Origin of the sequence: Stenotrophomonas sp. LST15-1-1.1 (assembly GCF_040815575.1) — a bacterium.
GTDB classification, from domain to species: Bacteria; Pseudomonadota; Gammaproteobacteria; order Xanthomonadales; family Xanthomonadaceae; genus Stenotrophomonas; species Stenotrophomonas lactitubi_B.
This window is the reverse complement of record NZ_JBFPNJ010000031.1, coordinates 1-11,887: the sequence shown is the minus strand read 5'-3', so window position 1 is coordinate 11,887 and position 11,887 is coordinate 1. Positions and strand designations below refer to the sequence as shown.

At 67.1% G+C, this 11,887-nt stretch carries 11 protein-coding genes and 1 rRNA gene; 6 read left to right on the top strand and 6 right to left on the bottom strand.

The window, feature by feature from the left end; translation table 11 throughout:
- Window positions 1-63: 63 nt before the first annotated feature.
- Window positions 64-975, bottom strand: coding sequence for a glycine--tRNA ligase subunit alpha (glyQ, locus tag MRBLST15_RS16755; RefSeq protein WP_025878768.1), 912 nt, complete (start codon window positions 973-975; stop codon window positions 64-66).
- Window positions 976-1,058: 83 nt separating this feature from the next.
- Here glyQ and MRBLST15_RS16750 point away from each other — a divergent pair, with 83 nt between their 5' ends.
- From MRBLST15_RS16750 to MRBLST15_RS16740, 3 genes are read left to right on the top strand one after another with little or no spacing between them, the layout of a single operon-like run.
- Window positions 1,059-2,894 (top strand): GspE/PulE family protein, encoded by a 1,836-nt coding sequence (locus MRBLST15_RS16750; RefSeq protein ID WP_367786891.1) that lies wholly within the window; start codon window positions 1,059-1,061, stop codon window positions 2,892-2,894.
- A complete protein-coding gene (locus MRBLST15_RS16745) occupies window positions 2,866-3,612 on the top strand; it encodes a glutamine amidotransferase (protein ID WP_265951036.1) in 747 nt (248 codons plus the stop codon). Before MRBLST15_RS16750 ends, MRBLST15_RS16745 begins: the two co-directional genes overlap by 29 nt.
- 51 nt (window positions 3,613-3,663) lie before the next feature.
- Window positions 3,664-4,575, top strand: coding sequence for a BPSS1780 family membrane protein (locus MRBLST15_RS16740; protein ID WP_265951038.1), 912 nt, complete (start codon window positions 3,664-3,666; stop codon window positions 4,573-4,575).
- A gap of 48 nt (window positions 4,576-4,623) precedes the next feature.
- Here MRBLST15_RS16740 and tatC read toward each other — a convergent pair whose 3' ends face one another.
- From tatC to MRBLST15_RS16720, 4 genes are all read right to left on the bottom strand, one after another.
- The gene (gene tatC / locus MRBLST15_RS16735; RefSeq protein ID WP_099819942.1) at window positions 4,624-5,373 is read right to left on the bottom strand and encodes a twin-arginine translocase subunit TatC; all 750 of its coding nucleotides are present in this window, start codon (window positions 5,371-5,373) and stop codon (window positions 4,624-4,626) included.
- The gene (gene tatB / locus MRBLST15_RS16730) at window positions 5,370-5,843 is read right to left on the bottom strand and encodes a Sec-independent protein translocase protein TatB (RefSeq protein WP_367786888.1); all 474 of its coding nucleotides are present in this window, start codon (window positions 5,841-5,843) and stop codon (window positions 5,370-5,372) included. Before tatB ends, tatC begins: the two co-directional genes overlap by 4 nt.
- 15 nt (window positions 5,844-5,858) lie before the next feature.
- Window positions 5,859-6,086 (bottom strand): Sec-independent protein translocase subunit TatA, encoded by a 228-nt coding sequence (gene tatA / locus MRBLST15_RS16725; RefSeq protein WP_089237924.1) that lies wholly within the window; start codon window positions 6,084-6,086, stop codon window positions 5,859-5,861.
- 74 nt (window positions 6,087-6,160) lie between these two features.
- Window positions 6,161-7,051 carry a lipid-binding SYLF domain-containing protein gene (locus MRBLST15_RS16720; protein ID WP_367786886.1) on the bottom strand — a complete coding sequence of 297 codons (891 nt, stop codon included), beginning with the start codon at window positions 7,049-7,051 and terminating at the stop codon, window positions 6,161-6,163.
- A gap of 166 nt (window positions 7,052-7,217) precedes the next feature.
- Between MRBLST15_RS16720 and hemH the strand changes: the two genes are divergently transcribed.
- The 3 genes from hemH to MRBLST15_RS16705 all read left to right on the top strand — a co-directional run bounded on the left by hemH (window position 7,218) and on the right by MRBLST15_RS16705 (window position 11,422).
- Window positions 7,218-8,180, top strand: a complete 963-nt coding sequence (hemH, locus tag MRBLST15_RS16715) for a ferrochelatase (RefSeq protein ID WP_367787124.1) — start codon at window positions 7,218-7,220, stop codon at window positions 8,178-8,180.
- The gene (locus MRBLST15_RS16710) at window positions 8,177-9,034 is read left to right on the top strand and encodes an alpha/beta fold hydrolase (protein ID WP_367786884.1); all 858 of its coding nucleotides are present in this window, start codon (window positions 8,177-8,179) and stop codon (window positions 9,032-9,034) included. Before hemH ends, MRBLST15_RS16710 begins: the two co-directional genes overlap by 4 nt.
- Before the next feature lie 291 nt (window positions 9,035-9,325).
- Entirely contained in the window at window positions 9,326-11,422 is a 2,097-nt protein-coding gene (locus MRBLST15_RS16705; protein ID WP_367786882.1) for a methyl-accepting chemotaxis protein, read from the top strand.
- 383 nt (window positions 11,423-11,805) lie between these two features.
- Here MRBLST15_RS16705 and rrf read toward each other — a convergent pair.
- Window positions 11,806-11,887, bottom strand: a 5S ribosomal RNA gene (gene rrf / locus MRBLST15_RS21110); the annotation flags it as partial.

The following is an 11,887-nucleotide window of genomic DNA, read 5'->3' as shown; positions in this document are numbered from 1 at the left end:
AGCGCGCGACGCGGCCGGCGCCCCTGGGGTAGTAGGTGAAACGCGTGATGGGAGAACGGGCCGTCAGGCCTTCTTCGCGCCCGGGAAGCCCAGCTTCTCGCGCTGCTCGTAGTAGGCCTTGGCCACCGCCTGCGCCAGCGCGCGCACGCGCAGGATGTAGCGCTGGCGTTCGGTCACGCTGATCGCACGGCGCGCATCCAGCAGGTTGAAGGTGTGGCTGGCCTTCATCACCTGCTCGTAGGCCGGCAGCGGCAGGTTCACTTCCACCAGCTTCTGCGCCTCACGCTCGCAGGCGTCGAAGCGGTGGAACATTTCTTCCACGTCGGCGTATTCGAAGTTGTAGGTGCTCTGCTCCACCTCGTTCTGGTGGTAGACGTCGCCGTAGGTCACCGGCTGCCCGTCCGGGCCGTAGGTCCACACCAGGTCGTAGACGTTGTCGCAGTTCTGCAGGTACATGCACAGGCGCTCGAGACCGTAGGTGATCTCGCCCAGCACCGGCCGGCATTCCAGGCCACCGGCCTGCTGGAAGTAGGTGAACTGGGTCACCTCCATGCCGTTGAGCCAGACTTCCCAGCCCAGGCCCCAGGCGCCCAGGGTCGGCGATTCCCAGTTGTCCTCGACGAAACGCAGGTCGTGCACCAGCGGATCGATGCCCACCGCCTTCAGCGAATCCAGGTACAGCTGCTGGATGTTGTCCGGTGCCGGCTTCATCGCCACCTGGTACTGGTAGTAGCGCTGCAGGCGGTTCGGGTTTTCGCCGTAACGGCCATCGGTCGGACGCCGCGAAGGCTGCACGTAGGCCGCGTTCCAGGTTTCCGGACCGATCGCACGCAGGAAGGTGGCCGGGTGGAACGTACCGGCGCCCACCTCCAGGTCGAGCGGCTGGATGAGCACGCAGCCCTGCTGGGCCCAGAACTGGTTCAGGGTCTGGATCAGGCCCTGGAAGGTGATCGGAACGGTCGGGGTCGCGGACATGCGGACGAGTCTTGGCCGGCAAAGGGGTGCGCTAGTATAACGGCCGACCTGCGGGGCATTCCGTACCCGGAAGGAGCAGGTGGATGGAACATCGGCTGCCCGTGGGCACGCCCGGCGAGCCTGGTGCGGTTCCATTGCCGCCCGGTCGCCTGCAGTTCGAACAGGTTGCGGCGGCCCTGCTGGCCGATGGCGTGGTGGCGGCGCACGAGCGTGAGCGCATCCGTTTTTCCGCGCAGGGCGCCCGCAATGCCAGTGAAGTACATCCCCTGGTGCTGCTGTCCAACCTCAAGCTGGCCGCAAGCGACGGCGGCGACCTCAATCTGGAACGCCTCACCGAGTGGCTGGCCCAGCGCACCGGCAGCCGCTACCTGCGCATCGATCCAACCCGGGTAGACGTCGCTTCGGTCACCGCCGTGGCCTCGCACGCCTATGCGCGGCGGCATCGCTTCCTGCCGCTGGCGGTGGATGGCGAACGCGTGCTGGTGGCCACCAGCGAGCCGCTGGCACAGGAATGGCTGCGCGACCTGCAGCACCTGACCCGCCTGCGCATCGAGCTGGCGGTGGTCAACCCGCTCGACCTGCACCGCTACACCATGGAGTTCTTCGGCGTCACCCGCTCGGTGCGCGGTGCCCGTGGCGACGTGCGTGGCGAGGCCAACACCACCCTGCCCAGCTTCGAGCAGCTGGTCGAACTGGGCCGTACCGGCGACGTCAATGCCGACGACCAGCACATCGTGCACATCGTCGACTGGCTGCTGCAGTACGCCTACGAGCAGCGCGCCTCGGACATCCACCTGGAGCCACGCCGCGACATGGGCCGCATGCGCTTCCGCATCGACGGCGTGCTGCACAAGGTGTTCGAAGTGCCGCCGGCGGTGATGACTGCCGTGGTCAGCCGCATCAAGGTGCTGGGACGCATGGACCTGGCCGAGCGCCGGCGCCCGCAGGATGGCCGCATCAAGACGCGCTCGCCCGGCGGCCGGGAAGTGGAAATGCGCCTGTCGACCATGCCGACCGCCTTCGGCGAGAAGTGCGTGATGCGCATCTTCGACCCAGAAGCCGCCTTCAAGAGCATCGACCAGCTCGGCTTCAGCCCGCAGGAAGCAGCCGGCTGGACCGCCCTGGTCGAGCGCCCGCACGGCATCGTGCTGGTCACCGGCCCGACCGGTTCGGGCAAGACCACCACTCTGTATTCCACGCTGAAGCGGCTGGCCACGCCGGACGTCAACGTGTGCACGGTGGAAGACCCGATCGAAATGATCGCGCCGGAATTCAACCAGATGCAGGTGCAGACCAACATCGACCTGGATTTCGCCAGCGGTGTACGCACCCTGCTGCGGCAGGACCCGGACATCATCATGATCGGCGAGATCCGCGACCTGGAAACCGCGCAGATGGCGGTGCAGGCCTCGCTGACCGGCCACCTGGTGCTGTCCACCCTGCACACCAACGACGCGCCCTCGGCCATAACCCGCCTGCTCGACCTGGGCGTGCCGCATTACCTGCTGTCATCCACCCTCAACGGCATCCTCGCCCAGCGCCTGGTGCGCACCCTGTGCCCGCACTGCAAGCAGCCGCACACCCTCGGCAGGGCCGATTGGGCGGTGCTGGCTGATAGCGAAGCTGCATATCCAGATGCCGCCACGCCCTGTCGGCCGGTCGGTTGCCTGGAGTGCCGGCGCACCGGATTCCTCGGCCGCATCGGCCTGTATGAGTTGCTGCCATTGGGCTCGCGCCTGCGCGGGCTGATCCGTGCGGACATGGATCTGGCCGGTTTCAACCGTGCCGCGCGTGCTGAAGGCGTGCGAACCCTGCGCCAGGCCGGGCTTGAAAAGGTGGCACAGGGGCTGACTACAATCGAGGAAGTCCTGTCCGTACTGCCTCCCCCGGATGAATCCAGCGCCCTTCCTGATCCTTGAAACCGGCCGCCCCGTGCCGTCGCTGCGCCGTTACGGGCGCTTTCCGCACTGGATCCGGGTGGCCGCCGGCCTGGAAGAGCACCAGACCGTGGTGGTCGACGTCGAGCATGGCGCCGACCCGCCCGATCCGCGTGACTTCGCCGGCGTGCTGGTGACCGGCTCGGCCGCCTTCGTCACCGACCATGCCGAATGGAGCGAACGCAGCGCCGCCTGGCTGCGGCAGACCGCGCACGACGACGTGCCGGTGTTCGGCATCTGCTACGGCCACCAGCTGCTGGCCCACGCGCTGGGCGGCGAAGTGGCCTACAACCCCGCCGGGCGCGAATCGGGAACGATTGAACTGGCACTGGACCCGCAGGCCGCGCAGGACCCCTTGTTCCAGGGACTGCCGAGCCACTTCCCGGCCCACGCCACCCATCTGCAGACCGTGCTGCGCGTGCCCGAGGGCGCTGCCGTGCTGGCGCGCTCGCCGCTGGATGGCTGCCACGCCTTCCGCTGGGGCCGCCAGGCCTGGGGCGTGCAGTTCCATCCGGAATTTGCCACCCACCACATGCGGGGCTACGTGCGCGCACGCGCCGACTGCATCGGCCGACACGGGGGTTGTGCGCGCAGCATCGAGCGCGCGGTCAGCGCCGCCCCGCTTGCCCGCCAGCTGTTGCGGCGCTTTGTCCGCCAGGCCCGCCTGTCTTCAGCCCAGCCGGTGGCAAAACAGGGATAATCGGCGGCACGGGCACACCGCCCGGCCCCTCCTGTCCCTCCCCGGATGTCCATGAAAGAGATTCGCAAGCTGCCAGCCTCGGCGGGCGCCCAGTGGTTGCTGGATACGTTCTCGCTGTATCGGCGTGCGCCGCTGCAGCTGGCCCGGATCGGCCTGACCTGGCTGCTGGTGAACTGGGTGGTCACCCTGCTGGGAACGATGCTGCCCGGCACCGCCGGCCTCGCCCTGCAGATGATGACGCTGGTGATTTCACCGGTGATGTTCGGCGGCATGCTGTACGCCATGGGTGAGATCGACCAAGGCCGTCCCGGCCTGGCCACCCATCTGCTGCAGCCGATCCGCGACCGCCGTGTCAGCCACCTGCTGGTGCCGCTGGCGATCCAGGTGCTGGTCGTGCTGCTGCTCGGCGCGCTGCTGTACCTGATGATCGGCCGCGAGGGCTTCACCGCCTTCAGCGACACCATGACCAAGATGCAGGAACTCGGCCGCAGCGGGCAGCAGATCAGCCCGGAGACCGCCGCCGAACTGGTCGCCAACCTGCCGGCGCAGCGCATCGCGCTGTGGATGCTGCTGGTGTTCTGCACCGCCGTAGCGCTGACCCTGGCGATGTTCACCCAGCCGGCACTGGTGGTGTTCGACCGGCAGAGCGGCATGCACGCGCTGCGCCTGAGCCTGCAGGGCTGCATCGAGAACATCGGCGCCACCGCCGTGTTCACCGTGCTCGGCCTGATCGCCGCGTTCTGCGTCTACGTGCTGTTCGTGATCGTGGTCCAGCTCGGCATGCTGATCGGCGGCCCGCTGGCGGCGGCATTCATTGCGCAGCTGGTGTTCACCACGGTGCTGATGCCGCTGTATGTCGGCGCGGTCTATGCGGCCTGGAAGCAGATGTTCGTGCATCGCGGCAGCCGCGGCGCACCGCCGGTGCCGCAGTCGCCGCCCGCCAACGACGTCTTCCACGCCTGAGCGGGGCTCAACGCGGTAGCGCCGGGCATGGCCCGGCGCTACCGGGAATCAGGCCGCAGGCTTCTTGACCACCGAAGACGGCACCAGCCAGCGCGCAGCGTGGATGCCCAGCTCGTACAGCAGGCACATCGGGATCGCCAGCATCAGCTGCGACACCACATCCGGAGGGGTCAGGATCGCAGCGAGCACGAAGATGCCGACGATCGCGTAGCCGCGCCCTTCCTTGAACTGCTGCGGCGTGATCCAGCCCAGCAGCACCAGGATCACCATCGCCACCGGCAGTTCGAAACTGCCGCCGAAAGCGAAGAAGATCGCCAGCACGAAGTCCAGGTAGGCGTTCGCGTCCGGGGTGATCGCGATCACTTCCGGGCTGAAGGTGGTGAGGAAGTGGAAGACCGCCGGCAGCACCAGGAAATAGGCGAAGGCGCAGCCGGTATAGAACAGCAGCACCGACGAGACCAGCAACGGCATCGCCAGGCGCTTCTCGCGTGCATACAGGCCCGGCGCAACGAAGGCCCACAGCTGGTACAGCAGCCACGGCACGGCCACGAACAGAGCCACGAAGAACGTCAGCTTCAACGGCGCGAAGAAGGCGCCAGCCGGGTTGGTGGCGATCATCGTCTGCCCGTTGGGCAACTGCGAGATCAGCGGCTCGGCCAATGCGTTGTAGAGCTTCTGGGTGAACGGCAGCAGGCCCAGCAGAACCACGCCCAGGCCCAGCAGCGCACGCACCAGGCGCGCGCGCAGTTCAACCAGGTGTTCCACCAGCGAACTTTCGCCGAAGTCGTGTTCGCTCATGACGGGCGCTCCGTGCGGGCGGGCGTTTCGGCCGCGGTATCAGCAACGGTATCGCCCGCAGGTTCGGCAGGGGTGGGCGCGATGGCAGCACCATCAGGCGAAGCCACCACAGGCCCGGGCGCATCCACCAGATGCGGGGGCTGTTCGGCCGGGGCGGGTGCACGCACCTGCTGCGCCAGCGTGTCGCTGTGCTGTTGCATCTGTTCGGCTTCGCGGCGCATGGCTTCGCCGCTGGCACGCAGCTGGTTCTCGGTGTCCTGCATGCCTTGGCGCACGTCCTGCATCTGCCGCTTGATGTCTTCGGCCTGCAGTTCGCGTTCCAGTTCCTGCTTGACCGAATCCCATTGATTACGCGCGCGGCGTACCCACAGCCCGGCGAAGCGGGCCGCCTTGGGCAGGCGCTCAGGTCCGAGCACCACCAAGGCGACAACCGCGATCACCAGCAGTTCGCTGAAGCCGATATCAAACACCGCAACCGCTCCGGATCAACGCGCGTTGCGGTCGTGCTCGTCCTGCGCGGTGCGCGCGGCATCCTGGCTGCGCGACTCGTCGCCCAACTGCGCGTTCGGCTTGTCTTCGTCGTGCATGCCCTTCTTGAATTCCTTGACCGCCGAGCCGAGATCCTTGGCACCACTGGTCAGGCGCTTGGTGCCGAACACCAGCAGGACGATGGCGAGCACGACCAACCAATGCCAGATGCTGAAACTGCCCATAAGTCGCTCGTTACGTTAGTGATCAGATTGCCGAGCATAGCGCACCGGCTGTAAGCCGGCGCGCGTGACGAAAGTCAGTTGTTGCCCAGCGTTTCAGTGCGGATTTCCCCGTCATTGACCGGCTGGAAACCCTGCTGGGCCGGCGGCGGGGACTGCGGTACGGCCTGCAGCGGCGCCGTGGTCGCTTCAACCGGTGCCGCAGGTGCTGCCTGAACAGGCGCCGGGGCGGGCGCTGCAGCGGCGGCCGGACGCGGTGCGTCATTGCCACCGTTGCGGTTGTTGCGCGCCGCGTAGGTGGCCTCTTCCAGGCGATCACGGAAAGCGACCACATCCATTGACGGCGAGCCAGCCGCGCGTCCCTCGAAAATCATCCGCGGCGTCGTGTTGCTGCCGTAAGCGTCGAGATTGGCGGCATCGTCGATCTGCAGGATCGCACCATCCAGGGCGACGCCGGCGAACAGGCCACGGGCGCGCGACCACGACCAGATCTCAGCCTTCAACTGGCCATCGGTGGCGGCGGCGGCATTGCGGCCCACCGGACCGGCGGCGACACCGGCATCGGCGCCGAGGGTGAACTTGCCGTTGACGAGATTGTCCAGGCTGCGGTCGTTGCGGAACACCAGCACCACGTCGGAGGACTGCACACCGGCCTGGAAGCCGATGCTGCCGCCGGTGAGCTTGATGAATACCGGGTTGGACCACGCACCGTTGGGCATGCGCACCGACATCAGGCCGTGGCCACGGCGTCCGCCGATCACCAGACCGGCCTTGATCGTGTCGGGAATGACGATGACCGCGCGGCCTTCGTCGAGCAATTTGTCCGGAATGCCCTGTTCGGGGATTCCCTGGATTTCAGCCAGTACACGCACCGCGTTGCGGGCGCGCTGGTCTTCCTGCGGTCCGGCCATGGCCTGGCTGGACAGCAGGCTGGCGGCGATCAGCAGGGCTTGGATCGGGCGACGCATGGCAGGCTCCAGAAGTCAGTCCATAGGAAGATATAGCAAGTGACTGAAATTAGTAGTGTTGTGATGAATCCCCAATGAGCGTTGCCTGCTCACATTGACCTCATCGATGACGCCGATCCAAACCCTGCATACCGACGTGACGATGGAATCGGCGACAATAGCGCCCATGCTCGACGCACCCGATACCGCCGTATTGGCGGTCAACCTAGGCACGCCCGAGACGCCGACGGCTCCCGCTGTTCGTCGTTACCTGGCCGAATTCCTGTCCGACCCGCGCGTGGTCGCCCTGCCGGCACTGCTGTGGCAGCCGCTGCTGCGCGGCCTGATCCTGCCGCTGCGCAGTGGCCGTTCGGCCGCCAAGTACGCCCAGGTGTGGCTGCCGGAAGGCTCGCCGCTGATGGTCCACACCCGCCAGTTGGCGCAGGCGATGCAGGCCCTGCTGCCGACGCTGCGCGTACGCCACGCGATGCGCTACGGCGAACCGGCGCTGACCACCGAACTGGATCGGCTGACCGCCGAGGGCGTGCGCCGCATCGTGGTATTGCCGCTGTATCCGCAGTATTCGACCACCACCACCGCCTCGGTCGAAGACCGCGTGGACGCATGGCAGCGCAGGAACCCGCAGGTGACGGTCAGCCTGGTGCAGGACTATTCGATCGATCCGGACTGGGTTGCCGCCGTTGCCGGCTCGATCCAGCGCTATTGGCAGCAGCACGGTCGCGGCCAGAAGCTGATGTTCTCCTTCCATGGCATTCCGCAGCGCCTTGCCGATGCCGGCGATCCTTATCCGCAGCGCTGCGAGGCCAGTGCACGCGCGATCGCCGCAGCGCTCGGCCTGGGCGCGGATGACTGGCAGATGGGTTACCAGTCGCGCTTCGGCCGCGAACGCTGGCTGCAGCCCTACGCCGAACCCAGCCTGTGGGAGCTGGCCGAAGCGGGGGTGAAACAGATCGACGTGGTCTGCCCCGGGTTCGCCACCGACTGCCTGGAAACACTGGAAGAAGTCGCCATGGGCTTCACCGAAACGCTGGCCGAGCGCGGCGCGCAGATGCGCTACATCCCCTGCCTCAACGCCGAGCCGGAACACGCCCGCGCATTGGCGCGGCTGGCCGTGGCCTCGCTGGCATGACCCTGCAGCCGTTTGAACTGCAGGTCGCGGGCGTCCGCGTTGCCGGCCTGCGCCGTGCGGGCGACGGACCGCGCGTGCTGGCCCTGCACGGTTGGCTCGACAATGCGGCCAGCTTCGTACCGCTGGCGCCGCATCTGCCACAACTGGACCTGGTGGCGATCGACCTGCCCGGACACGGCCACAGCGCACATCTGCCTACCGGTGCGGTGTACACCACGCCGGCAGCGATCACCCATGTACTCGATGTCGCCGATGCACTGGGCTGGGACCGGTTCACCCTGATGGGCCATTCGATGGGTGCCGGCATCGCCAGCCTCACCGCGGCGATCAGTGATCGCGTCGAACGCCTGGTCGCCATCGAGGCACTCGGCGGCCTGCGCGGACCGGAAGAGGACACCGCCAGCCGTCTGCGCGAGCACGTCGAAGCCACGCGCGCGCTCGCACGCAAACAACTGCGCGTGTTCCCCGATCTGGCCGCACCGATCCGGGCGCGGATGATGACCAACCAGCTCAGCGAAGGCTGCGCACGCCTGCTGGTCGAACGCGGTGTCGAGCCGGTCGAAGGTGGCTATCGCTGGTGCAGCGATCCGCGCCTGATGCTGCCCACCGCGATCCGCCTCAGCGAAGGCCAGATCGACAACCTGCTGCAGGCCATCAGCTGCCCGACCCAGGTGATCTACGCCACGCCTGCACAGTCGTACTATCCCGAGCCGATGCGCAGCGAGCGCCTGCAGCACCTGCGTGATGGCCGCCTGGCGGTATTCCCCGGCAACCATCATCTGCACATGGAACACCCGGCACAGGTTGCCGCGGTCATCGATGCATTCCTGAGCGGAAACAGCAACGCACGCTGACCATCGTCGGCTGCGCGTACTTCACTCTGCGCCACTGCGGCCGATAGAACGGTAGTGGGCCCCTGCGCCCACAGCACGCAGGCCCTTCGTGCCTGCGGCTCGTTCCTGGTTCTGCAAGGAAGACCGCATGTCCCGTCTGCTGCACCGTCATCCACAGGATGTGGTCACGGTGCCTGTCCTCCGCGTCGCTGCCTGCGCCGCATTCCCCGAATTCTCCGACCGTGCCGTCGTTGCGCTCATCCGCGCTGGGCGTTGCAGGGTCGCTGCCGTCCGTTGATCCAGGAGTTGCCGATGTCCATTGCGTCCTCCCGCCCCCCCGACCAGGGCCGTGTCCCGTATCTGCAGCAGCTGGCACAGCGGGGCGATCGTCGCCTGCTGCTTGGCAGCGTGGCGTTCGCAGCCATCGGCCTTGTGCTGGCCGTGCGCGGTACGTCGCTGCCCGCTGCGAGCACCGTTGCCGCCGCCGTGCTGCCAGCCGCCTGGCTGGGCTGGCGCCAGGCCGGCCAGGCCATCGCCCGCAACGGCCTGGCACTAGTGCTGTCCCTGCAGTTGAGCCTGCTCTGCCATATCGGCGGATTGAATGCCGCATTGCCGATCGCACTGCTGCTGGGCGTGCTGCTCACCCAGCGTGACCGCCTGTCGTTGTGGCTGGCCGGCGCCATCGGCGTCATTGCAGTGCTGGCGCCGTTGCTTGACGGAGCCGCCGTGCTGCCACCGCTGTTGAATGCCACTGCCCTGGCGGCGCTGACGCTGGTGCTGGGCCAGACCGCCGCACGCCTGCGCCAGCAGAGTGAAGCGCTGGGTCACGGCCCACACCGCCTGGCCGCATTGGCACGTGACATCGCCATGGGCGTCGACCTCGGTGCACACAGCGATGCACGCAACTACGCACCCGGCTCACTGGCCCACGCGTTGGCCGATACCGCGCGTCACGTGCAGGCGCAGCGCGGCCGCGAGGCCGAGGCGCACGCCGAGAACGCGCAGATCCGCCAGGCACTGGATGCCTCGCGCACGGCGATGATGATTGCCGACAACGATCACGTCATCCGCTACGTCAACCGCTCGGTGGTGGCACTGCTGCGCAACCAGCAGGCCACACTGCGCCAGGCATTCCCCGATTTCGACGCAGAGCGGCTGGTCGGCAGCAGCATCCATCGCTTCCATGCCAACCCTGACCGCATCCGCGGCATCCTCAACGGCCTGCAGGCAACGCACCACGGCAAGGTGCGGATCGGGCCGGTGCATTTCGCCCAGGTGGTTACCCCGGTGTTCGATGCACAGGGCGCGCGCCTGGGCTTTGCGGTGGAATGGCATGACCGCACCCATGAGCTGACGCTGGAGAATGCCGTTGCCGGGATTGTCGATGCCGCCGCGCACGGTGATCTCGAACAGCGCCTGCAGGCCAGCGAAGGCGCCAGCTTCCTCGACGGCCTGACCGGTGGCATCAACCAGTTGCTGGATACCCTGGGCAGCACGATCGACGAAGTGCGGCAGATGCTATCGGCGATGGCCAACGGTGATCTCGACCGCCGCATGCAGGGCGAGTACCACGGTGCGTTCGCCGCCATCCAGCGCGATGCCAATGCCACTGCCAGCCAGCTGGCACGCATGGTCGGCCACATCCAGCACTGCGCCACCACCATCAGCACGGCCGCCAGCGAAATCGCCGCAGGCAACGGCGCACTGTCCGAGCGCAGCGAACGACAGGCTGCGCATCTGCAGGAAACCGCCGCTTCCATGGAAGAGCTGACCGCCACCGTGCGCCAGAATGCAGCGCATGCGCGGCAGGCCAGCGAACTGGCCGCGTCCACCCAGGGCGCAGCGAGTGATGGCAACCACGCCATGCAGCGGGTGATCGACACCATGCAGGCCATTGAAGGCGCGTCCAAGCGGATCGGCGACATTACCGGCGTGATCGACGGCATTGCCTTCCAGACCAACATCCTGGCGCTCAATGCTGCGGTTGAAGCGGCACGTGCCGGCGAGCAGGGTCGCGGGTTCGCGGTCGTCGCCAGCGAGGTCCGTGTGCTGGCTCAGCGATCGGCGGCAGCCGCCCAGGAGATCAAGGTCCTCATCGACGAGGCAGGTCGTCAGGTCGGCGAGGGCGCCCAGTTGGTGGCCGATGCTGGACAACGCATGCAGGGCATCGTCGGCGGCGTGGAGAACGTAAGCCACCTGATGCGCGAGATCTCGGCGGCATCGCAGGAGCAGTCTTCCGGTATCGAGCAGATCAACCAGACGGTGGTGCAGATGGACCAGGCCACGCAGCAGAATGCGGCCTTGGTGGAAGAAGCCACTGCAGCGGCACGGGAACTGCAGTCGCAGGCAGGCGCACTGAACCAGGCGGTATCAGTGTTCCGGCAGCGCGAGGCCGCGTTGATCGACTGAGCAGCCCCTGCGCCATGTTCCATGGAAGGCGGCGCCCGCAGGGCGCCGCCTTTTTGTTGCGCGTGGTTCGCGGCAGGGTTCGATGGCTCAACGGTTACGAAGGCAATCCGTTCAAGGCTGCCCGCGACACGATGATGAGGCCGAGGCACCGGCCGTTGCGGCGAAGCATGTCCGCCTGCTGCTGTGCTCCAAAGAATGCGGCACCGCCTGGGCGCTGCATCTACGCGTGGGTATTGAGTCCCGGTAGTGCCGGCCGCTGGCCGGCAACCACGTGCTACCGCATGACGTTCATGGGATTGCCGGCCAGCGGCCGGCATTACCCTTGGTTTCTCGCGCACAAAGAAAAACCCCGCTGCATGAGCAGCGGGGTTTTTGGGTATAAACCCTGGCGATGACCTACTCTCGCATGGCTTAGGCCACACTACCATCGGCGCAGCTACGTTTCACTTCCGAGTTCGGGATGGG

What these genes read in the sequence shown, in the direction of transcription:
- glyQ (WP_025878768.1), bottom strand. Translation starts at nt 975, where the DNA reads ATGTCCGCGACCCCGACCGTTCCGATCACCTTCCAGGGCCTGATCCAG.
- MRBLST15_RS16750 (WP_367786891.1), top strand. Translation starts at nt 1,059, where the DNA reads ATGGAACATCGGCTGCCCGTGGGCACGCCCGGCGAGCCTGGTGCGGTT.
- MRBLST15_RS16745 (WP_265951036.1), top strand. Translation starts at nt 2,866, where the DNA reads ATGAATCCAGCGCCCTTCCTGATCCTTGAAACCGGCCGCCCCGTGCCG.
- MRBLST15_RS16740 (WP_265951038.1), top strand. Translation starts at nt 3,664, where the DNA reads ATGAAAGAGATTCGCAAGCTGCCAGCCTCGGCGGGCGCCCAGTGGTTG.
- tatC (WP_099819942.1), bottom strand. Translation starts at nt 5,373, where the DNA reads ATGAGCGAACACGACTTCGGCGAAAGTTCGCTGGTGGAACACCTGGTT.
- tatA (WP_089237924.1), bottom strand. Translation starts at nt 6,086, where the DNA reads ATGGGCAGTTTCAGCATCTGGCATTGGTTGGTCGTGCTCGCCATCGTC.
- MRBLST15_RS16720 (WP_367786886.1), bottom strand. Translation starts at nt 7,051, where the DNA reads ATGCGTCGCCCGATCCAAGCCCTGCTGATCGCCGCCAGCCTGCTGTCC.
- hemH (WP_367787124.1), top strand. Translation starts at nt 7,218, where the DNA reads ATGCTCGACGCACCCGATACCGCCGTATTGGCGGTCAACCTAGGCACG.
- MRBLST15_RS16710 (WP_367786884.1), top strand. Translation starts at nt 8,177, where the DNA reads ATGACCCTGCAGCCGTTTGAACTGCAGGTCGCGGGCGTCCGCGTTGCC.
- MRBLST15_RS16705 (WP_367786882.1), top strand. Translation starts at nt 9,326, where the DNA reads ATGTCCATTGCGTCCTCCCGCCCCCCCGACCAGGGCCGTGTCCCGTAT.